Below are 21247 nucleotides of genomic sequence, written 5' to 3' on the forward strand. Positions count from 1 at the left end.
AAAAAACCCGGGCGGTGTCGCCCGGGTTTCTTTTTTTTCCGCAGATTTAAACTCCGACGTCGATAATCGCTTTGGCCAGAATCGGAACCGTGTTGGCATTCAGCCCGGCAATGTTCAGACGGCTGTCGCCGACCATGTAGATGCCGTGATCAGCGCGCAGTTGTTCCACCAGTTCCGGTGCCGCGCCCAAGCGCGAGAACATGCCGCGATGCTGGGCGACAAAGCCGAACCGGTCGGAGCCGCTGTGGCGTTGCAGCTCATCGGCCAGTTGCTGGCGCAGCCCCAGCATGGACAAGCGGATCTCTTCCAGCTCGGCCTCCCAATCGGCCCGCAGAACGGGGTCGGTCAGGATCGTGGTGACCACGCGCGCGCCGTGGTCGGGCGGGAATGAATAGTTCTGGCGGTTCAGAAAGGCCAGCGTGCTCTGGTTCAACGCGGTCTGTCCCGCATCTGCGCTGATTGCCATCAATAGGCCCGTGCGTTCACGGTAGACGCCGAAATTCTTGGAACACGACGCCGCGATCAGGCATTCCTTGACCGAAGAAGCAACAAGGCGGGTCGCCTGCGCATCCTCTTCCAGACCGTCGCCAAAACCCTGATAGGCAATGTCGATCATCGCCACGAGGCCAAGCTCGTTGATGGTGGTCACCACTTCCTGCCACTGCACCAGGTTCAGGTTGGCCCCGGTCGGGTTGTGGCAGCAGCCGTGCAATAACACCACGTCGCCCGACTTGGCGGTTTTCAGATCGGCAATCATGCCGTCGAAATCGACGCCACGAGTCTCGCCATCGAAATAGCGGTATGAAACCGCTTCGATCCCCAGGTAATTCAGGATCGACAGATGGTTCGGCCAGGTCGGGTTCGAGACGAACACGCGGGCCGAAGGGTTGGCCATGCGGATCATCTCAAACGCTTGACGGCATGCGCCAGTGCCGCCGGGCGTAGCCACAGCGGCAATGTTGCCACGCGGCACCGATGTGCGCAGGATCAGGTCAATCATCGCATCCGCATAGGCCGGATCACCAGCCAGACCGGTATAGGCCTTGCTTTCCTGCTCTTCCAGAATGCGCTTTTCGGCGGCCTTGACCGCGCGCATCACTGGCGTGATGCCTTCGGCATTCTTGTAGACGCCAACACCCAGGTCGATCTTCTGATCGCGCGGGTCTTCGCGGTACATCTGCATCAGCGCTAGAATCTTGTCGGCAGGTTGCGGTTTGAGATGTTCAAACATCAGGTCTCTCCGGTTGCGACGGGCAGGGTCGGGAAGGCACCCCATTCAGCCCAGGAGCCGTCATAAAGCGAGTGGTCTTTCTTGCCCATGCGCTCGAGCGCAAGGCTGAGAATCGCGGCAGTCACACCCGACCCGCATGAGGTAATCGCCGGTTTCGACAGGTCGACGCCAGCGGCCTCGAAAATGGCGCGGCATTCCTCGGGCGATTTCATCGTGTAATTCTTGTTCAGCAATGTGCCGAAGGGGACGTTTCGTGATCCGGGAATACGACCAGACCGCAGCCCTTCGCGCGGCTCGGGATCGGTACCCGCGAAGCGACCGGCTGCGCGTGCGTCGATGATCTCGTGATCCCCCAGCTTGGCTGCGGCAGATACCTGCGTGACATCACGCACCAGATGGTTCTGAACCCGCACGGTCATGTGGCGGTCGCGGATAACAGGCGGCAGGTCTTCAACCTCTCGCCCCTCGGCCAGCCATTTCGGCAAGCCACCGTCCAGCACGGCAATGTTGTCCTGCCCCATCAGGCGGAACATCCACCAGACCCGCGCAGCCGAGGTCAGCCCCGAGCCGTCATAGACCACCACCTGATGGCCATCCCCCACGCCCATCGCCCGCAGGCGCGACATGAATTTCTCGACCGGAGGCACCATATGCGGCAGGTCCGACCGAAGATCGGCAATATCATCAATGTCAAAGAATCGCGCGCCGGGGATATGGGTCGCGTCATATTCCGCTTTGGCGTCGCGTCCGTGTTGCGGCAGATACCATGATCCGTCCAGGACCCGCAGGTCCGGATCCTTGAGATGGGCCGCAAGCCATTCGGTTGAAACGAGGGTTTTGGGATCGTCCTGCATCAATGCCTCCCCTATGCGCGCTTGGTTTGTCCCTATACGCGCGCGCATGTCTGTTCAAGGCTGGATGGCGGCCTGTACCGCTAACGGGCCCGCCTGAGGCGGAAAAACTGAGCGATCCCGATCAGACTGATCAAAATCCAGAAGGATTCGATCAGCATCGAGGCCAAATTGAAGTTCTCAAACAGCGAATAGACGATCAGAATCGACCCCAACAGGTTTACCACTGGAAAGGCCAGGTCGTCGGAACTCATCATCCGCATCTGCGTGGCGAAATACGCAGCAACCACGATCATCGCCCCGATTGAGCCGATTCCATCCGCGATGGTCAAAGTGTCAAGAAACGCAGTCATGATCAGCCCTTGCCGTTTTCAGGAAACTCGCTGTGTTGCCCATAATGGTGCATGTTCAAAAACGCAGCCCCCTGCGCGCCCGCACGATAGCCATGCGGCAGATCGGCGGCAAAACGCAGCCCCTGTCCAGCGTTTAGCGGCACCCAGGCCTCGCCACGCAGAATTTCAAGCGTACCGGAAAGGACAAAGACCTCTTCGGTCACGCCCGCCGCATGCGCGGGCGACTCGTGGCATTGGTTTGGGGTCAGACTGACGTGAAAGGTTTCGGCCCCTAGCGCGGAATCAAACGGAAAGACGATCTTGACCTCGATGCTGCCCGGAAAAGTCACGGTCTGAAAAACAGAGGGGTCCCCATTCGCGGTTTCAATCAGCGCGCTCAGCGGCAGTTGGAACCCCTTGGCGATCTTCCACAAAGTGGCGATGGTCGGGCTGGATTCGCCACGCTCGATCTGCCCCAGCATGGCTTTGCTGACGCCTGTCATCTCGGCGACTTTGGACAGGCTCAGCCCGGATGCCGCCCGCATGTCCCGTAATTTCAGCGTGATCTCGTCCGGTGCCATGATGATGTCTTTCGAATCCTCTTGTGCGTTATAGCGCACATGTGGTACGTGCGCTATAACGCACAAACCCCAAGACATGCAACCCGAGGCAATAGGGAAACAGCATCATGCCTTTGTACCGATCCAGAACCTCAACCCATGGCCGCAACATGGCCGGTGCCCGTGGCCTGTGGCGCGCGACCGGCATGGGGGATGATGACTTCGGCAAGCCGATCATCGCCATCGTCAACTCGTTCACCCAGTTCGTGCCGGGCCATGTCCACCTGAAGGATCTGGGCCAGATGGTCGCGCGCGAGGTCGAGGCCGCGGGTGGTGTTGCCAAGGAATTCAACACCATCGCGGTGGATGACGGTATCGCCATGGGCCATGACGGGATGTTGTATTCGCTGCCCTCGCGTGAGGTAATCGCGGATTCTGTTGAATATATGGTCAACGCGCACTGTGCTGATGCGATGGTCTGCATCTCGAACTGTGACAAGATCACGCCCGGCATGCTGATGGCCGCGATGCGCCTGAACATCCCCGCCATTTTCGTCTCGGGTGGGCCAATGGAGGCGGGCAAGATCGACATCGCCGATCTGGACGCCAAAAAGATCGACCTCGTGGACGCTATGGTGGCCGCCGCTGACGACAAGTTCACCGATGAGCAGGTTCAGCATATCGAGGAAAACGCCTGCCCGACTTGCGGGTCGTGCTCGGGCATGTTCACCGCCAACTCGATGAACTGTCTGGCCGAGGCGCTGGGTCTGGCGCTGCCGGGCAACGGCTCGACTCTGGCCACACATGCGGACCGCAAAGAGCTGTTCCTTGAAGCCGGTCGCCGGATCGTCGAGATCACCAAACGGCACTATGATCTGGACGAGAAAGGCTTCCTCCCGCGCGAAATCGCCACGTTCGATGCGTTCGAAAACGCAATGAGCCTGGATATCGCCATGGGCGGATCGACCAACACGGTGCTGCATCTGCTGGCCATCGCGCATGAGGGCGAGGTGGATTTCACCATGACCGACATGGACCGTCTCAGCCGTCAGGTGCCCTGCCTGTGCAAAGTCGCACCCAATACCGAAAATGTGCATATGGAAGACGTCCACCGCGCCGGTGGCATCTTCTCAATTCTCGGGGAACTCAGCCGCGCCGGGCTGCTGCACGAGGATTGCAGCACGGTCCATTCCGGCACGATGGGTGAGGCGATTGCCAATTGGGACATCAAGGTGGCCAACAACCCCAAGGCGCAAGACTTGTTCAAGGCCGCGCCGGGCGGTGTGCGCACCACGCAGGCCTTCAGCCAGTCAAACCGGTACAAAGAGCTGGACACCGACCGCGAAGGCGGCGTGATCCGGTCGAAAGAACATGCGTTCAGCCAGGATGGCGGTCTGGCGGTTCTGTTCGGCAATATTGCCCGCGACGGCTGTATCGTGAAAACAGCCGGTGTCGATCCGGCCAGCCTGACCTTCACCGGGTCGGCCTATGTCTGCGAAAGCCAGGATCAGGCTGTGAACGACATTCTGACCAGCAAGGTCAAAGAGGGCGACGTGGTGGTCATCCGCTATGAAGGCCCGCGCGGCGGTCCGGGGATGCAGGAAATGCTGTACCCGACGTCTTACCTGAAATCCAAAGGTCTGGGAAAAGCCTGTGCTTTGCTGACGGATGGACGGTTCTCGGGTGGAACCTCCGGCCTGTCGATCGGCCATGTCTCACCCGAGGCGGCCGAAGGTGGCGAGATCGGACTGGTGCGCCAGGGTGACCGTATTGAGATCGACATCCCCAACCGCTCGATCCATCTGGCAGTCTCAGATGAAGTGCTTGCCGAACGACGCCAGGAGCAGGATGCAAAAGGCTGGATACCGGCAGCGCCCCGCAAGCGCAAAGTCTCAACCGCGCTCAAAGCCTATGCCAAACTGACAACCAGCGCGGCAAAAGGGGCCGTGCGGGAGGTCTAAGACATAAGGGCCGGACACCAAATCAAGTGATCCGGCCCAATCAATTCCCAAAGCGCTCCCGCGCCTTCTGGCGCTATCGGCTTCGGTCTTGGGCCTGGCGCGGCGCATAACGCGGCGCCAGGCCCAACCAGAGGAGATGTTTCGCAAGATACATTGCCGATGGGCGGGAGAAGGTGATTTCCAGCTCAATCCCCAAGCTTGGCGTGGACTTCATCCAGATCAATCTCGGCGATCGGCATCTTGTTGGCCGGATCTTCAAAATCGTATTTGAACAGATCGAAATCTTGTTTGTAGATCTCGTAGACAAGATGCATCGACAGGTCGTCGAAATAGTCCTCGACAGGATGCTTTCGTTTGGGTCCGTGGCCTTCGGATTCGTTGAACCGCGGGATTTCGGACAGGGCCACCTTGTGTGGCGTGTCCAGGTTGCTCAGAACACCTTGCATCCCATCGTTGAACTTCTCGGTCCAGAAGATGCGATCATATCGTCCGCCATTTGCAATAAAGGTCGACACATGGCCAGACATGGCGGACCAGTGGATATCCGGATCCATGGGCCGGCGCCACCTGATCGTGTCACGAGCAAATAACAGGAATCTGCGGAAACTGGCGACCTGGTCGAAATCACCCTGACCGTCCTCTCCGCCAACCTCGATGCCGTAATTGTAGATCAGCGTCGGCACCAGATTGCCGCGATACCGTTTGCCGTTGCGTTGAATTCCACAGATCTTATCAAAAAACGAACTGAGAATTCGCGTGTACGGGTTCCGCACGCAGGTGAAAGAAAAGGAGTTATGATTTCGGACATTTGTCGAAATCGGCTCCTGGCTGGGACCGAACGCCCATTTATGCATCCCGTCCTTGGCATCGTGGATATCGCCGTCAAAAAACCGGCCATGATCCGAAAAATACATGATTTGCCCGATGGTTGAGCATGCACATTTCGGGACAACACGGTAAACCATGCTCTCGCTCTCGGTCATCCATGTACCGGGAAAACCCATTTTCTGCGCCTCCTCAACAGGTCGTAACTCACTATTCGCGCCTGCTTTTGTATCTACAGAACCAAAAATAATCTGTTTATTCAATCGCTCATCATCAGTATCACAGAGGGAACCGGGCAGAAACGGATAACAAAGAACTGAAATGGCAAAAATTGCCTACATTTTGTTGTGCCACAAGGACCCTGACGCAATCATTGCGCAGGCCGAGCAGCTAACCGCCGCTGGCGATTGCATGGCCATACATTTTGACGCCCGCGCAAGTCGCGAGGCCTATGCACGCATTCAGGGCGCTCTTCAGGCCAATTCGAATGTCACTTTTGCAACCAAACGCATCAAATGCGGTTGGGGCGAGTGGTCTTTGGTACAGGCCACATTGAACGCAGTGCAAGCCGCCCTCGAGGCCTTTCCCCGCGCGACGCATTTCTACATGCTGTCAGGGGATTGTATGGCGATCAAAACAGCGGAATACGCGCATCAGTTCCTGAACGACAACGACAGGGATTTTGTCGAAAGCCACGACTTTTTTGCCAGTAACTGGATCAAGACCGGCATGAAAGAAGACCGGCTGATCTATCGCCATTTCTTCAATGAACGCACCCAGAGCAGACGATTCTATACATCCTATGACGTACAGAAAAAACTTGGTCTGACCCGCGAGGTTCCGGCTGACATCCAGGTCATGATCGGCAGTCAGTGGTGGTGTCTGCGCCGTCATACTGTTGAAATGATCTTTGAATTCCTGGCCCAGCGCCCGGACGTAATCCGCTTTTTCTCGACCACCTGGATACCGGATGAGACTTTCTTTCAAACGCTTGTCCGCCACCTTGTTCCCCGTGAAGAGATCGACAATCGAACGCTCACATTCCTGATGTTCTCGGACTACGGAATGCCCGTGACATTCTATAACGACCATTACGACATGCTGTTAGGGCAGGATTTTCTGTTCGCCCGCAAAATCAGCCCCGAGGCACATGAGCTGAAGGACCGGTTGGGCCAGCTCTATTCTGCGGATGGGGTGGATTTTCACATCTCGGATGAAGGCCGCAATCTCCATAGTTTCTTAACCGCAAGAGGGCGCGTCGGACGCCGCCACAAGCAAAGGTTCTGGGAGGCCGGAAATACGCTGGGACCGGACCGCGATGTTTTCCTGATCGTATGCAAGAAATGGCATGTGGCCAAGCGTCTGGTCGATCAGATTAAATCCGAAACCGATATCCCTTGTGTCGAGTATCTGTTCAACGAACAGGATACGGCTCTGCCCGATCTGGGTGGCATCGAAACGACCTTGCTCAAACGGTCCCGCCACCGGCGTGCTCTTGTGCGGATGCTGTTTGACAGTTTCGAAACCGACCGGCTGGTTCTATGCATCGATCCCTCAGATATCGAAATCATTCAGGACTTCTGTGCAGATCAGGTCAAAACCCATGTGCTTGAAGTCGAGTGTGAATATTCCGACGATTACCTGATCGGCCACGCCCGCCGTGTGGGGTTGGCCGGTCAGGACAGCCCGACCGAAACCGTGGCACGGCTTGTCCCAACTTTGCACAACGCGATGGAATACGAATCCGAGTTGATCCGGGGCACCGCGCAGGATCGACATGCACGCCTGCGGGAAACCAGCGACCGGACAGAAAACGAAGACGCCATTGTCCGGTTTCTGAATGTTTCACAGGAACAGGCGCAGGCCATCATGCGATTGGATTATTTGTTTGCAGATTGATGAGCCGGCGGCACCATCAGGTACCGCCGACAGCACGATCAGATGTCGAACTTGACGCCTTGCGCCAGCGGCAGCTCGGCTGAGTAGTTCACGGTGTTGGTCTGACGGCGCATATAGGCCTTCCACGCATCCGAGCCGCTTTCACGCCCGCCACCGGTTTCCTTCTCGCCACCAAATGCGCCACCGATCTCGGCCCCCGATGGCCCGATATTGACATTGGCAATGCCACAATCCGATCCCGCTGCGGTCAGGAATTGCTCGGCCTCGCGCATGTTCAGAGTGAATACGCAAGACGACAGACCTTGCGGTACGTCATTTTGCAATTCGATGGCTTCGTCGAACGCGTCGTACCCCATGACATAGAGGATCGGCGCAAAGGTTTCGGTCTTTACGGTTGCTGTCTGGCCAGGCATCTCGACAATCGCGGGCTGCATATAGACACCGGCGGGGACGTTTTCGGTCACGCGGTCGCCACCAAAGACTGCGCCGCCTTCGGCCTTTGCAGCGTCCAGCGCAGCGGTCATGGCCGCGCCCGAGGCTTCGTCCACCAGCGGACCGATCAAAGTGCCTTCGATCAGCGGATTGCCGATGGGCAGACCGGCATAGGCTTTTTTCAACCGGCTCACCAGCTCCTCGCGGATCGAGTTGTGAACGATCAGACGGCGCAGCGTGGTGCAGCGTTGACCGGCTGTGCCGACAGCAGAAAAGACAATCGCACGCACGGCCATTTCCAGATCGGCCGAAGGGCCCACGATCATCGCGTTATTGCCGCCAAGCTCGAGAATGCATTTCCCGAACCGCTGCGCCACGATGGGGGCTACGGCACGGCCCATCCGTGTGGACCCGGTCGCCGAAATGACCGGCACGTCCTCGCTGGCCACCAGCGCCTCGCCCAGCGCGGCACCTCCGATCAGGGTCTGCAGCAGGTGGTCGGGCGCATCGCCAAATCGGGCCAGTGCACGTTCAAAGATCTTCTGGCAGGCCATCGCGGTCAAAGGCGTCTTTTCAGACGGCTTCCAGATCACCGGATCACCGCAGACCAGCGCCAGCGCGGCATTCCACGACCAGACCGCCACCGGGAAGTTGAAGGCCGAGATCACGCCCACCGGCCCTGCCGGGTGCCACGTTTCCATCATCCGGTGGCCCGGGCGCTCAGATGCGATGGTCAAACCATAAAGCTGGCGCGACAGGCCGACGGCGAAATCGCAGATGTCGATCATCTCCTGCACTTCACCCAGACCTTCCGAGGTGATCTTACCAGCTTCCCAGCTGACCAGCGCACCCAGATCGTCTTTGGCGGCGCGCAATTCCTCGCCCAGCAGGCGGATCAGTTCGCCCCGGCGTGGGGCTGGAACCGTGCGCCACGCCTTGAATGCCGTCTTGGCATTGGCAAACACCGTGCCCATCCCTGACGCAGGCGTTTCATGTACCTCGGCCAGAATGCCGCCATCAATGGGCGAGCGTACAGCCAGCGTGCCGCCCATCAGCTCAGCGGCTGTCAGGTCCAGATTTGCAAGGGTTGTTTGGGCTGTCATAGCGATGTCTTTCATATCTCAGGCCGCCTTGTTCTGTTTGGTTATGTCCCCGGTGCGATAAAGCTGACCGAATTCGGTGTTCAGGAAATCAGACAGGTTCACCTGCTCTTGCCGCACGAACCCTTTGCCGGGCAAAGCACCCGTTCGCATCAGATCAACCACACCCAGAACACCGGCAGCAGTGGTGACCTGAATGGCGCTCCAGACCTGACCATTGAGGGTACGGGCATAAGATTTGTTGATCAGGGATTTCTCGCGCAGAGCCCCATCGATCTTGCCTTTTGCAGTGCAAAAAACCAGAACCACATCCTGATCGGTTCGCGGTAGCGCGGTCTCGAAGATTTCCTTCATCAGGTCGCGACGACGTTCCAATCCAAGATCATTCAGCAGCAAACGCAGAATATCACGGTGTCCCGGGTAGCGGATCGATCGGTACGACACGTCCCGCGCCTTTCCGTCCAGGGTTTCTGGCAACGTGCCCAACCCGCCCGAGGTATTGAAGCATTCATATTCCACCCCGTCATGACCCAAACGCTCGTAATCCTCCAGCGGTGCGGTCTTGACTCGTTCGCCATTCACGATGGCATCGCACGGGTTGCAATATTCGTTGATCAGCCCGTCGGTGGACCATGTCAGATTGTATTTCAGCGCGTTGGTCGGATAGAGCGGCAACGCCCCGACCCGCATATGCAGGCTGTCCAGCGTATCGAACTCGGCAGCCAAGGCCGCGCCGGCGATGCCGACAAAACCCGGTGCCAACCCGCATTGCGGCATAAACGCCGTCTCGCTGTCGGCGGCCAACTCGCGCACTGCGTTGGTGGCGGCAACATCTTCGGTCAGGTCAAAATAATGCGCGCCGGCCGATTTGGCGGCTTTGGCAATCCGTGGGGTCAGGAAAAACGGAGCCGCCGAGATAACCGCATCGAAACCGTTCAGACCCTCAGCCAGCTGCGTTTCATCGCTGACATCAATCTGGCGGGTCGAAACTCCCTGCCGATTCAGCACGGACAACGCCGCCAGATCGCGGTCGGCAACCGTGACAGAATAGTTGGATGAAGATTGCAGCAAAGTCGCGATCATCTGACCGATCTTGCCTGCTCCGATGACACAGATATTCCAGCTCAAAACGCGCCTCCTCTTTCGTTTCAGAAAGTATGAAGGCACAGTTGTTCAATCTGCAGAGGCAATCTTGACGAAAACGTCAAAACTATCGCCATATTGACGGACCTTCCGTCATACCGCCAATACTGGAATCGTCACTGCCTCAGGATTCGGCGTCCAACCCCTCGGTCGACAGGTCATCAAGCCTGGGCATCAGGCGCAACAATTCGCGGGCATAATCCGTCTGGGGGTTGGCGAATAAGTTATTGGTTTCCTGCAACTCGACAATTTGGCCCTGTTTCATCACTGCCACTCGGTCGCACATCTGACGTACCACCGGCAGGTCATGACTGATGAACAGCAGGGTCAGGCCCAGATGTTCCTGCAGGTCCTTCAAGATGTTCAGAATCTGCGCCTGAATGGACACGTCCAGCGCGCTGGTTGGCTCGTCACAAATCAGGAATCGCGGTTGCGTGGCCAGCGCACGTGCAATCGAGATACGTTGCCGCTGTCCGCCCGAGAATTCATGCGGGTATTTCTGCCCGGCCTCATGGCCGAGTCCCACCTGATCCAACAACTCATCGACGCGGCGTTTGATATCTGCACCTTCCATCAACCTGTGATGGCGGATCGGCTCGGCCACGATCTCATCCACCCGCATACGGGGATTGAGCGAGGAATACGGGTCCTGAAAGATCATCTGGATGTTCTTGCGATAGGCATCCAGCGCGGTCCGATTGGTCAGATCGCTCACCACCTGCCCGTCGAATGTAATCGTGCCGCCATCCACAGGGTACAACCCTGCAATCATCCGTGCGACAGTCGACTTGCCCGAGCCGGATTCACCCACAACGCCAAACACCTCGCCTGCGCGGATGTCGAAACTTACCTCGTCAACGGCGGTGAAATAGGTGCGGTCCCAGGGCAACAGGCCTTTGCGCTGCAGGAACTTCTTGGTCAGGTTGCGGATCTCGAACACCGGTTTGCTGGTGTCATTATCCACCTTGGGCCAGTGGCGGGCCATGTCTTCGATGGCAAAGCGTGTCTCGCGTCCACCATAGCTGATCTGGGGAAAGCGATGCAGTTTCAGGGTCGGGCGCGGCACGGCAGCGATCAGCGATTTGGTGTATTCATGGGTGGGCTGCCCCATCACCTGCGCGGTCGGGCCGGTTTCGACAACCTTGCCCGCATACATCACCGTCACCTTGTCCGTCGTGTCCGCGATCACACCCATGTCGTGGGTGATCAGGATGACGCCCACCTGACGTTCCCGCGCCAGTTCTTTGATCAGGTCCAGAATCTGCGCCTGAACCGAGACGTCCAGCGCCGTGGTCGGCTCATCCGCGATGATCACATCCGGTTCGGTACACAAGGCAAGCGCGATGACCACACGCTGCCGCATCCCGCCCGAGAACTGGTGCGGATACTGGTCCAGCCGCGTGTCCGGATCAGGAATGCCAACTCGGTCAATCAGATCGCGCGCGCGTTGGTTCGCCTCGGCATCCGTGCCGCCCAGATGGGCCTGAATGGTCTCGGTCAGTTGTTCGCGCACGGTGAATAACGGGTTCAGCGAGGTCAGCGGGTCCTGAAAGATCATCGAGATCTTTTTGCCGCGCAGCCCCCGCATCGCCTCGGCATCCAGACCACTGATCTGGTCACCGCTCAGCTGGATCGTACCGCTGGCAATACGGCCGGGGCGGTCCAACAATCCCATGATGGCCGCGCCAATGGTGGATTTTCCGGCCCCGGATTCGCCAACCAAGCCGTGGATTTCTCCGGGTTCAACCGACAGGTCCACATGGTCCACGGCTGTGAACAATTTGCGGCGGGTGGGGAATTCGACCGTCAGGTCATTGATCGTCAGAAGGCTCATGAAATCACCGCAGCTTGGGGTTCAGCGCATCGCGCAGCCAGTCGCCCAGCAGGTTCACAGACAGGGCCAGCGCCAACAGGGTGCAGGCCGGGAAGAACAAGATCCACCACTCACCCGAGAACAGGAAGCCCTGCCCGATGCGGATCAGCGTGCCCAATGACGGCTGGGTTGGTGGTGCCCCTACGCCGAGGAAGCTCAACGTGGCTTCGGCAATGATCGCCAGCGCCAGTGAGATCGTGGCTATGACCAGAACCGGGCTGAGTACATTGGGCAGGATGTGGCGGAACATGATCGGGAAAGAACCGCGCCCGATCAGGCGGGCGGCCTGCACGTATTCCTTGTTCTTTTCCACCAACGCAGCACCGCGGACGACCCGGGCAAACTGCACCCAGTCGGACAGGGCAATGGCGATGATCAGTACATAGATCGCCATCTCGTCACGATATTCGGGTGGGGTCACGCCTTTGGCGATGCCAAAGATCAGCATAGCGACCAGAATGGCCGGAAAGGTCAGCTGCACATCTGCGACCCGCATGATCAGCGTCTCGACCCAGCCGCCGAAATAGGCCGCGACCAGCCCCAGAACAACTCCGATGATCAGCGCCAGCAGCACCGCCGCAGCGCCGACAAACAGGGATATGCGCATCCCATAGAGGATGGTCGAGAACACATCGCGCCCCTGATCGTCGGTGCCCAGCAGGAACGTGTCCTGCGTAAAGGCATTCGGCGTGCCCGGCGGTGTAAATCCGTTCATCAGGTTCAGCGTTGCCGGATCAAACGGGTTATGTGGCGCAATCAGCGGGGCCAGTATTGCCGCCAGCACCAGCAGGACCACAACAAATGAGGCAACCATCGCCACGGGTGAATGCCGGAAGGACCATGCGAAATCGCTGTCCCAGAATTGGGCCAGCCGTGATTTGGGCACTTGTCTCGAGGTTTCAGAAGTATCGGTCATGTGGCCCTCGCGTCGACACGCAGGCGCGGGTCAATGGCATAGTACAAAAGATCGACGATCAGATTGATCGACACGAACATGACCGAGATCAGCATCAGATAGGCGGCCATAACAGGGATATCGACAAACTGGATCGCATTTATGAACAGCAGGCCCACACCGGGCCACTGAAACACCGTCTCGGTGATGATGGCAAAGGCGATGATCGAGCCCAGCTGCAACCCGGTGATGGTGATCACCGGCACCAGCGTATTTTTCAGCGCGTGGCGAAAATTGATCACCCGGTCCGACAGCCCACGCGCACGTGCAAAACGGACATAGTCGGCACGCAGGACCTCAAGCATTTCCGACCGCACCAGCCGCATGATCAGCGTCATCTGATACAGGCCCAGCGTGATCGCCGGCAGGATCAGCGCCTTGAGCCCCGAGGTCGTCAGGAACCCCGTGGACCAGCCGCCAATCATAACGGTCTCGCCCCTCCCAAAGCTGGGTAAAAGATCCAACTCGACCGAGAATATATAGATCAGCAATATCCCGATCAGGAAGGTCGGCAAGGAAACCCCAATCAGCGACACGGTCATGATGATATTCGCCGCCACCCCCTGTCGTCGGATCGCTGTGAAAACGCCCAGCGCGATGCCAAGGGTGATGGCCAGAAAGCCCGACACAAAGGCCAGCTCCAATGTCGCGGGGGCGCGCTCGGCTATGATGGTCGAAACCGGTCGGCCTTGCCGGTAGGACACGCCAAAATTGCCCTGCACCGCGCCTTGCAGGAACTTGAAATATTGCACCGGAAACGGCTGATCCAGACCAAGATCGGACCGCAGCCGGTCGATATCGGCCTGCGTACGTTCCTGCCCCAGCATGTTGTCGATCGGATCACCGACAAAGCGGAACATCGAAAAGGCAACCAGACCCACGATCAGCAGCACGATCACGGATTGGAACATCCTTTGGACAATATAAGCGAACATTCGTTTTCCTCGTTGATCGGACTGTCTATGCAGGCCCGGGCGGGGTGGTCAAGATACCGCTAACGCATGCTAGCGTTTTCTGGCCCCGCCCCGGTTTCAGTTCACCGTTACCCAGCGCAGCAGAAAGAAGTTGTCCGGGCGCTGCGTCAGTTCGACATTGCTGCGTGTGCCCCAGACCAGAGGTTGCACATACATCGGCACATAGACCTGTTCGTCCTGAATGATCTGCGTGACCTCATCCAGCATCGCCTGCCGTTTGCCCGCATCCAACTCGGACTGGATCATCGGCAGCAGCTCATCCACCCGCGCGTTCGAAAATCCGCCGAAATTCCAGCTGCCCAGCTTTTTCTCTTCGTTTGGGGTGGCCACAAGGAAGCGCACGGGGTGTTCGGCATCAAATGTACCGGGGCTCCAGCCCAGCAGGTACATATCGTATTTGCCTTCCCTGAGTTCCGGCCAGTAGTTGCGGACCGGCATCGCATCCAGTTCCGCCGTGATCCCGATCTGGGCCAGCATGCTGACGACCGCCTGGCAAACCGCCTCATCATTCAGATAGCGGTCATTGGGGCATTTCAGCCCGAACGAGAAGCCATCCGCATAGCCCGCCTCGGCCAGCAGCGTCTTGGCGGCATCGACATCAAAGGCGGGACGGTCTGCATTCGCCTCGGAATAACCACTCATCGCCGGGCTGACCAGTTGCGAGGCCGCTTCTGCATTCCCCCGCATGATAGTCGCCAGAATGGCATCCACATTCACCGCCTGCGCTACCGCCTTGCGGACGCGCGGGTCACGGAACGGATTCGGTTTGCCCGCATCGTCGGTGTATTTAAGCACCTCAGCCTGATGATCGAACCCCAACATGATGACCCGTGCCTCGATCCCCTGAATGACGTCGACATCCCCGTTTTCCTTCAGGCGCGCCACGTCCTGAATCGGCACCGGGTTGATCATGTCCACATCGCCTGACAACAAGGCTGCAACCGCTGTCGCCGGGTTTTGGATCGGAGTGAACTCAGCACTTGTGATGTTGTGGTCGGCCTGATCCCACCAGCCGTCAAAGGGCTCAAGAACCGTGCGCAGGCCGGGCTCTCGTGCCGCAAGTTTGAAGGCGCCTGTGCCGTTGGCGTTCAGGGTGGCGTAATTCCCGACCTCTTTGTCGGGCACCGCTGCGTCATTGGCCTCGGCCCAGCCCTGATCCATGATCATCCAGTTGGCGATTGAGGATGGGAATAACGGGTTCGGCGCAGTCGTCATGAAATCGACCGTATAGTCGTCGACCACGATCACCTCGCTGATGGGCGCGAACCAGCTGCGGGTGTCTGACGCCTCGCCCGAGGCGCGCTGATAGCTGAATAGAACGTCCTGCGCATCAAAGCTGCTGCCGTCATGGAAGGTCACACCCTCACGCAGGTTAAAGCGCCAACCTTCACCGTCGCCAATCGTCTCCCAGCTGACGGCCAGCGCGGGTTGAACGCTCATGTCCTTGTCGCGACGCACGAGGCCCTCATAGACATTGTTCAGAAACCCCAGAACCGGGGCCGAGTTGACCGCGTGCGGGTCCATCGTCTGCGGGTCAGTGGTCGAGGCCCATTTGAATTCGGCGGCCTGAACGCTGGTGGTGGCCAGCAAGGCCAATGCAATGGCGCTGTTCCTGAGGGTCATGGCGAAATCTCCCTTTGTTGCCCCGCAATGCGGTGTTGCGCTTAACAATAGCGCAAAAGGCAGGGCGCGATACCGCGCCCTGCCAAATCACTGATCTGAATGGCTTAGTTCAGAGTGAAGTATTTGACCTTGGGTTGATCTTCGGCATCCACTTCGATGCCCACACCGTCGGCCATGCCCCAGTTCAGAACCTGGTGATGAATGGGGATGTAAAGCGCTTCGTCCTGCACAACCCGCCAGATGTCGGCGATGTCGGCATTCCGAGCGTCAAGATCGGTATTCGAGGCAAGCGACTTGATCTTCCCGTCCAGCGCATCGTCCTGATAACCGGTGCCGTTCCACGTGCCGATGTCATCTTCGCGTCCATGAACAAGGAAGTTGAAGATGTATTCCGAGTCATATGTCGGCACACCCCAACCCAGCATGTAGAAATCTGTCTTGCCATCGGTGATCAGCGGGAAATGCTGTGCCTTTGGCTTGGCGTCCAGATTCACGGTCACGCCGATCTGGCCCAGCATCCCAACAGCCGCCTGACAGATAGCTTCATCGTTGATGTACCGATCATTCGGGCAGTCCAGCCGAAGCGAGAAGCCATCGCCATAACCTGCCTCTGCCATCAGTTCCTTGGCCTTGGCCAGATCGGTGGAGGATTCGCCGTCCATGTCAGCGGTCCAGCCATTCACGAAGGGAGGTGCGATCATGCCTGCAGGCTGCGACTGGCCGCGCATCACGACCTGCTTGATCGCATCACGGTTAATCGCCATCGACATCGCTTGACGCACCCGCACATCGGCCAGAGGGTTCTTGCCGTCCACGTTATCCGCCTCGATGTCGTCGGCACCCTGGTTCATACCAAAGAAGATCACCCGGTTCTGCGGGGCTTGCTTGACCATCAGACCGTCGACACTATTGACGCGTTCAATGTCCTGCACCGGCATATCCTGGAGGAAGTTCACCTCACCCGACAGCATCGCCGCAACGCGAGTCGCAGCGTTCTGGATCGGGGTATAGATGATCTCGGTCACTTCCATCGGGAACTGGTCGATGCCCCAATAGTTGTCGTTGCGCACCATCACCGTCTTGATGTCAGGCTCGCGGCTTTGAAGAACATAGGGACCCGTTCCGTTGGCATTGGTGGTGGCATAGGTGATTTCGCCACCTTCGAAATCCTGAACATTGACGGTGTCATTCGACTCGGCCCAGCCCTTGTCCAGAATGAACAGGTTTGTCAGGTTCGACGGCAGGATCGGGTTCGGACCATCTGTGACAATCTCGACGGTGAAATCGTCAACTGCACGCACTTCGACGATCGAGCCGATCAGCTCTTTCATGTCGGAATTAGGTTGCTTGGCACGGGTAAAGCTGAACACCACATCTTCGGCGTTGAAGTCCGCACCGTCATGGAATTTCACGCCTTCGCGCAGCTTGAAGACCCAAACATTCGGGTCATCGGCCTTGGGGCCCCACTCGGTCGCCAGCGCGGGCTCGAATGCACCGGTCACGTCGCGGATGATCAGAGGCTCGTAAATCTGGTGTCGCACGGTGTGCGTCGGACCTTCATTCTGCGAATGCGGATCCAGCGTCAGCGCATCACCGGCCCGCGCCCAGCGCAGCGTTTCCGCCGAAGCGCCCGCCGCCATCAGCGCCGTCGCACTTGCAGCGATCATCAGGTTTCTTAGAATCATTTGTAACTCCCCTTTTTGTTAATATCGCCCTTTGGACGACAGACCATTTTTACGGCCTTGGTGGTCCTGATCATCCAGATCATCGTTACAGTTGCAACACCTGATTGAGCATAAAAACGGCAGTTTGGCGGATGCCCCGACGCAAATCTGCCGTGCGCGCATGAACTTACGTAGCGGAAAGCTTACGCCAAACTGTGACCGCTGACCGTCTTACAAGTACGGATTTCCGCAGTTTGCAAAACATGCCTTCCGGTTGATCATTCCGGGAATGAAGCCAAGTTTCGAGCCACTTGCGGTCAAAAAACTGGTCCTTGGACCTTGCCCGAATCCGCTGACCACGGCGCATCGCCATGCTGCAGGTACCCGTCGGCCTGATCTGGGGCAACTTGGACACCTTTGCGCCGGTACAGCAGGCCATGGACTTGCACATTCTTCGACCCGATGCCCAAATGGACACCTTGGCAGGGGTCAGGCACATACCCCGGATTGAGGCCCGCAGGAATTTCAAACTGCGCTTAAAAACATTCTTGATCAGATGTCCCAGTTAACTTCGGGAGAAATCGAAAGATGAAAACATTTACCAGAAGGGCGGCCTTGTTTGCCGGCGGAGGGTTGGCAGGATGGGTTGCGTCACGGTGGCTGGGACCGGACCTTCCTGTCTATGAAGGCACAAGAAGGACATTTGCGGAAACCGGCGACAAAGTGATGAATGACGCCAGCGGACTGTCACCGACACCGATCCACAAACATCTGGTGCTCAGCGATGACCCCGGAGACACGCTGATCGCCGCCATCCGGCAAGAGCTTTCGGAGGCCAAGTCAGAAGGACGCCCGGTCAACATTGGGGCCGCGCGGCATTCCATGGGTGGGCAAGCCATTCCCCGCAACGGCACAGCGATTACATTTGACAATGGATCGGTTCAGATCGACGGTTCAGCCGGGACCTATCTGGCCCATGCCGGAGCCCGCTGGTCACAGGTCATCTCAGCGCTTGATCCCGCAGGCTGGTCCCCCAAAGTCATGCAGTCAAATAATGATTTCGGTGTCGCCGCCACTTATTCGGTCAATGCACATGGCTGGCCGGTTCCCTTTGGGCCGATGGGGACGACGGTCCGGTCGTTGCGCATGATCTTGCCCTCGGGTGAGTTGTTGACCTGTTCGCCCACCGAGAACGCCGAGCTGTTCAATCTGGCGATGGGCGGGTACGGGTTGATCGGCGTGATCGTGGACCTTGAGGTCGAGATGGTTCCAAATTCACGCCTGACGCCGGGTTTCGACATTCTGGAAGCAGGAGCGTTTGCCTCGGCCTTTCGTGCGGCGATTGACGACCCGGCGGTCACAATGGCCTATGGCCGCCTGAATGTTGAACGCGATGCGTTTTTCGAGAAAGCGCTATTGGTGACATATCGCGAAGGCTCGGACCAGTCGGACCTGCCACCAGCGTCCGGGTCGGGGTGGATGTCGCATGCGGCCAGCCGTCTGTACCGGGCTCAACTGGGCAGCGAGCCCTTCAAATCCTTCCGTTGGTGGAATGAAACACGGCTGGGCCCAGCGCTGGGTTCGGGTGAGGCGACGCGGAACACTTTGATCAACGAACCGGTTGTGACTCTGGACGACCGCAACCCGGATCGGACCGACGTCCTGCACGAGTATTTCGTGGGGTTCGATGCGTTCGACGATTTCTTATCAGTGTGTCGCGCGGTAATTCCGGCCTCGTATCAAGAGTTTCTGAACGTAACGCTGCGCTATGTCGCACAGGACGATCAGGCTGTTCTGTCCTATGCAAGCGAACCGCGGATCGCCGCTGTCATGTCGTTCAGCCAGGAGCTGACCGAACGCGGCGAAGCCGATATGGCGCGGATGACCCGGGCGCTGATCGACGGGATCGTGGCGATTGGCGGAACCTATTACCTGCCGTACAGGCCACACGCGACACTGGATCAACTGACTGCAGCCTACTCCAATGCGGAAGGGTTTGCGCAGGCAAAACGAGAGCTTGATCCGCAACTGGTTCTGCGGAACAACCTTTGGGACAGCTATCTGGGGCGTCTATGAGCAACCTTCAAAAACTCTGTCTGATTTACTTTGTCGCGCTGATGATTGCCGCATCGCTGAACTATATTCCCGGCCTGACGGATCAGGATGGTCTGGCCTTTGGCATTTTCGCACTGGATATCTATGACGATGCGCTGCACGTGGCCTCGGCCCTTTGGGCGCTGATCGCCGGGCTGTTGTCACACCGCGCGGCTCGTAGCTTTCTGATCCTGTTCGGGCTGGCTTATCTGGGGGACGGCGTGTTCGGGTTTTTCACCGGTTATGGCTATCTTGATCTGGGTATCTTTACAAACCCATCGGCCGGGCCGGAATTGTCGCTGCCCCGCCTGTTTGCCAACCTGCCGCATCTGGCGCTTGGCGGCGTTGCCGCCTGGGCCGGGCTGCGGGACCGGAGACACACCGCATGAGGTTCCTGCTGTGGTGGACCAAACGGCTGATTCTGGTGTTGATCCTTGCCGGGATCGCGCTGGCTGCTCCGATCCTTTATGTGGAAACAAGCTGTCGTGGCGCGGATCAGCCGCTGGCCTATGCCTCGCTGATCGACCCGGCACATCACCGGGCCGAAACCCGCACGCTGATGACCTATCCCGAATGGCACATTGTCCACGCCTACGAGGATTACGCCGAGGTTCTGCGCACTCAGGACCCCCATGATTACGGGTTCTGGAGCGGCATCACCGGGTTTTGGGGGTCACTCTGCGATCTGAACCGGAACGCCTCGACCCTGGGTGAGGTGGATGGCGCCACCAAACAGATGGTCTATGTGATCGGTGCCAGCTTTTCCGCCGAGCTGGCGCTGAAGGCCGCCTATGAGGAAACCCTCGGTCGGCTGGCCACTGTTTTGCGGGGCTCGCAACGGGCGCCTCTGGATGATCTGTCAGCACAGCAGGCCGCCGCCTATGCCGCGTTTCTGCAACAGGTTCCCTGGTATAAATGGCCCTTCGCCGACGACGCCCAGAGCCTGGTCGAACAAAACAGCGGCAGCCTGCGCGACAGCGAAAGAGCGATTGCGCTGGGTCTGGAATACGGTGCCAAACAGGCCTATGCGGGCGTGATCGAACAGGCTGTTGCGCAGGTCGGCGCTGATGAGCTGACGCTGCGGATGATCATCACCGGCGCCAGTGCAGACAGCCTGTCTGCCTATCCCGGCGTGAAGGTTATCGCGCAAGGCCCAAACGGAGTTGAGATCGAAACGCCGCGCTACCGCACCCTGACCAACCTACTGGCGGAAATGGCCGGCGCTGGGGTCGAGATTGTCGAGATCGCCGGCAATGACGACATTCTGTTCACCGCCCTGTCGGATCAACCAACCGCGCCGGATGCGATCTTTAGCGCCAAACGACAAGGGTTCCGCGACTATCGCCATCTGATACTGGTCAAGGTTCCCGACCTCTCAAAGCGCCTGCGCCAGATCCCGGCGGACGGGCTGACGCTTGAGCATATCCATGACTATTAGATCGCTCCTGACAGCCATCCCCCTTATGGTGCTTGGCTGGCTGTCGGTTCTGATCGTCGTCGCATTGATAACGGATGAGGCCCCGGCCTATGTCGTGGTCTTTCCTTCACAGGGGTTGATGCAAAACCTGCCCGATGACGCCGCGGTCATCGGGACATCCGGGATCAGCGTGACGGTCACATCAGAGAGCAGCGGGTTTGCCCAATCGCTTTACCGTCAAGGGGCACGGCTGGTCCTACCAGCGGGGCTGCCCGGATGCCTTCCGCTTCCGGCGCAGTAACGCCTATCTGCG

The 21247-nt window shown here is 58.4% G+C and carries 18 protein-coding genes; 6 read left to right on the forward strand and 12 right to left on the reverse strand.

The window, feature by feature from the left end:
* Nucleotides 1-46: 46 nt before the first annotated feature.
* The 4 genes from AC2FH6_RS17775 to AC2FH6_RS17790 all read right to left on the reverse strand — a co-directional run bounded on the left by AC2FH6_RS17775 (nt 47) and on the right by AC2FH6_RS17790 (nt 2995).
* Complete coding sequence (locus AC2FH6_RS17775) at nt 47-1231, reverse strand: amino acid aminotransferase (RefSeq protein WP_496703789.1); 1185 nt, start codon at nt 1229-1231, stop codon at nt 47-49.
* Nucleotides 1231-2085 (reverse strand): 3-mercaptopyruvate sulfurtransferase, encoded by an 855-nt coding sequence (gene sseA / locus AC2FH6_RS17780; RefSeq protein ID WP_496703790.1) that lies wholly within the window; start codon nt 2083-2085, stop codon nt 1231-1233. The genes AC2FH6_RS17775 and sseA overlap by 1 nt, the downstream gene beginning before the upstream one ends.
* Before the next feature lie 80 nt (nt 2086-2165).
* Complete coding sequence (locus AC2FH6_RS17785; protein WP_496703791.1) at nt 2166-2435, reverse strand: CBU_0592 family membrane protein; 270 nt, start codon at nt 2433-2435, stop codon at nt 2166-2168.
* A 2-nt stretch (nt 2436-2437) separates the two neighbouring features.
* Nucleotides 2438-2995, reverse strand: coding sequence for a helix-turn-helix domain-containing protein (locus AC2FH6_RS17790; protein ID WP_142638464.1), 558 nt, complete (start codon nt 2993-2995; stop codon nt 2438-2440).
* A 107-nt stretch (nt 2996-3102) separates the two neighbouring features.
* Here AC2FH6_RS17790 and ilvD point away from each other — a divergent pair, with 107 nt between their 5' ends.
* Nucleotides 3103-4935, forward strand: a complete 1833-nt coding sequence (gene ilvD, locus AC2FH6_RS17795) for a dihydroxy-acid dehydratase (RefSeq protein WP_496692675.1) — start codon at nt 3103-3105, stop codon at nt 4933-4935.
* Nucleotides 4936-5120: 185 nt separating this feature from the next.
* Here ilvD and AC2FH6_RS17800 read toward each other — a convergent pair whose 3' ends face one another.
* On the reverse strand, nt 5121-5939 hold the full coding sequence (locus tag AC2FH6_RS17800; RefSeq protein ID WP_142638414.1) for a sulfotransferase family protein: 819 nt from the start codon (nt 5937-5939) through the stop codon (nt 5121-5123).
* 142 nt (nt 5940-6081) lie between these two features.
* Here AC2FH6_RS17800 and AC2FH6_RS17805 point away from each other — a divergent pair, with 142 nt between their 5' ends.
* The gene (locus tag AC2FH6_RS17805) at nt 6082-7659 is read left to right on the forward strand and encodes a DUF5928 domain-containing protein (RefSeq protein WP_281973851.1); all 1578 of its coding nucleotides are present in this window, start codon (nt 6082-6084) and stop codon (nt 7657-7659) included.
* Nucleotides 7660-7697: 38 nt separating this feature from the next.
* On the opposite strand, the gene amaB is transcribed toward AC2FH6_RS17805, so the two are convergent.
* The 7 genes from amaB to AC2FH6_RS17840 form a co-directional block, all read right to left on the reverse strand.
* Entirely contained in the window at nt 7698-9194 is a 1497-nt protein-coding gene (gene amaB, locus AC2FH6_RS17810) for an L-piperidine-6-carboxylate dehydrogenase (RefSeq protein WP_496703792.1), read from the reverse strand.
* An 18-nt stretch (nt 9195-9212) separates the two neighbouring features.
* Nucleotides 9213-10319, reverse strand: a complete 1107-nt coding sequence (locus AC2FH6_RS17815; protein WP_496692672.1) for a saccharopine dehydrogenase family protein — start codon at nt 10317-10319, stop codon at nt 9213-9215.
* A gap of 139 nt (nt 10320-10458) precedes the next feature.
* Entirely contained in the window at nt 10459-12168 is a 1710-nt protein-coding gene (locus AC2FH6_RS17820; RefSeq protein WP_271950949.1) for an ABC transporter ATP-binding protein, read from the reverse strand.
* 4 nt (nt 12169-12172) lie between these two features.
* The gene (locus AC2FH6_RS17825; RefSeq protein WP_271950952.1) at nt 12173-13123 is read right to left on the reverse strand and encodes an ABC transporter permease; all 951 of its coding nucleotides are present in this window, start codon (nt 13121-13123) and stop codon (nt 12173-12175) included.
* Nucleotides 13120-14097, reverse strand: coding sequence for an ABC transporter permease (locus tag AC2FH6_RS17830; RefSeq protein ID WP_142638424.1), 978 nt, complete (start codon nt 14095-14097; stop codon nt 13120-13122). Before AC2FH6_RS17830 ends, AC2FH6_RS17825 begins: the two co-directional genes overlap by 4 nt.
* A 96-nt stretch (nt 14098-14193) precedes the next feature.
* Nucleotides 14194-15759 carry an ABC transporter substrate-binding protein gene (locus tag AC2FH6_RS17835; RefSeq protein ID WP_496703793.1) on the reverse strand — a complete coding sequence of 522 codons (1566 nt, stop codon included), beginning with the start codon at nt 15757-15759 and terminating at the stop codon, nt 14194-14196.
* A 104-nt stretch (nt 15760-15863) separates the two neighbouring features.
* Nucleotides 15864-17444: an ABC transporter substrate-binding protein gene (locus tag AC2FH6_RS17840; RefSeq protein ID WP_496703794.1), complete on the reverse strand. Its 1581-nt coding sequence runs from the start codon at nt 17442-17444 to the stop codon at nt 15864-15866.
* A gap of 567 nt (nt 17445-18011) precedes the next feature.
* Here AC2FH6_RS17840 and AC2FH6_RS17845 point away from each other — a divergent pair.
* From AC2FH6_RS17845 to AC2FH6_RS17860, 4 genes are read left to right on the forward strand one after another with little or no spacing between them, the layout of a single operon-like run.
* Nucleotides 18012-19499, forward strand: a complete 1488-nt coding sequence (locus AC2FH6_RS17845) for an FAD-binding oxidoreductase (protein ID WP_496703795.1) — start codon at nt 18012-18014, stop codon at nt 19497-19499.
* Nucleotides 19496-19906, forward strand: a complete 411-nt coding sequence (locus tag AC2FH6_RS17850) for a hypothetical protein (RefSeq protein ID WP_496692670.1) — start codon at nt 19496-19498, stop codon at nt 19904-19906. Before AC2FH6_RS17845 ends, AC2FH6_RS17850 begins: the two co-directional genes overlap by 4 nt.
* Nucleotides 19903-20955, forward strand: a complete 1053-nt coding sequence (locus AC2FH6_RS17855) for a hypothetical protein (RefSeq protein ID WP_496703014.1) — start codon at nt 19903-19905, stop codon at nt 20953-20955. Before AC2FH6_RS17850 ends, AC2FH6_RS17855 begins: the two co-directional genes overlap by 4 nt.
* On the forward strand, nt 20945-21235 hold the full coding sequence (locus AC2FH6_RS17860; RefSeq protein WP_496703796.1) for a hypothetical protein: 291 nt from the start codon (nt 20945-20947) through the stop codon (nt 21233-21235). The genes AC2FH6_RS17855 and AC2FH6_RS17860 overlap by 11 nt, the downstream gene beginning before the upstream one ends.
* Nucleotides 21236-21247 lie beyond the last annotated feature (12 nt).

The organism is Ruegeria sp. CDSC045 (genome assembly GCF_059610725.1).

Coding starts and splice junctions, on each gene's coding strand:
- AC2FH6_RS17825 (WP_271950952.1), bottom strand. CDS start 13,123: ATGACCGATACTTCTGAAACCTCGAGACAAGTGCCCAAATCACGGCTG.
- AC2FH6_RS17805 (WP_281973851.1), top strand. CDS start 6,082: ATGGCAAAAATTGCCTACATTTTGTTGTGCCACAAGGACCCTGACGCA.
- AC2FH6_RS17835 (WP_496703793.1), bottom strand. CDS start 15,759: ATGACCCTCAGGAACAGCGCCATTGCATTGGCCTTGCTGGCCACCACC.
- amaB (WP_496703792.1), bottom strand. CDS start 9,194: ATGACAGCCCAAACAACCCTTGCAAATCTGGACCTGACAGCCGCTGAG.
- AC2FH6_RS17790 (WP_142638464.1), bottom strand. CDS start 2,995: ATGGCACCGGACGAGATCACGCTGAAATTACGGGACATGCGGGCGGCA.
- AC2FH6_RS17845 (WP_496703795.1), top strand. CDS start 18,012: ATGAAAACATTTACCAGAAGGGCGGCCTTGTTTGCCGGCGGAGGGTTG.
- AC2FH6_RS17785 (WP_496703791.1), bottom strand. CDS start 2,435: ATGACTGCGTTTCTTGACACTTTGACCATCGCGGATGGAATCGGCTCA.
- AC2FH6_RS17850 (WP_496692670.1), top strand. CDS start 19,496: ATGAGCAACCTTCAAAAACTCTGTCTGATTTACTTTGTCGCGCTGATG.
- AC2FH6_RS17840 (WP_496703794.1), bottom strand. CDS start 17,444: ATGATTCTAAGAAACCTGATGATCGCTGCAAGTGCGACGGCGCTGATG.
- AC2FH6_RS17830 (WP_142638424.1), bottom strand. CDS start 14,097: ATGTTCGCTTATATTGTCCAAAGGATGTTCCAATCCGTGATCGTGCTG.
- ilvD (WP_496692675.1), top strand. CDS start 3,103: ATGCCTTTGTACCGATCCAGAACCTCAACCCATGGCCGCAACATGGCC.
- AC2FH6_RS17855 (WP_496703014.1), top strand. CDS start 19,903: ATGAGGTTCCTGCTGTGGTGGACCAAACGGCTGATTCTGGTGTTGATC.
- AC2FH6_RS17800 (WP_142638414.1), bottom strand. CDS start 5,939: ATGGGTTTTCCCGGTACATGGATGACCGAGAGCGAGAGCATGGTTTAC.
- AC2FH6_RS17860 (WP_496703796.1), top strand. CDS start 20,945: ATGACTATTAGATCGCTCCTGACAGCCATCCCCCTTATGGTGCTTGGC.
- AC2FH6_RS17775 (WP_496703789.1), bottom strand. CDS start 1,231: ATGTTTGAACATCTCAAACCGCAACCTGCCGACAAGATTCTAGCGCTG.
- AC2FH6_RS17820 (WP_271950949.1), bottom strand. CDS start 12,168: ATGAGCCTTCTGACGATCAATGACCTGACGGTCGAATTCCCCACCCGC.
- sseA (WP_496703790.1), bottom strand. CDS start 2,085: ATGCAGGACGATCCCAAAACCCTCGTTTCAACCGAATGGCTTGCGGCC.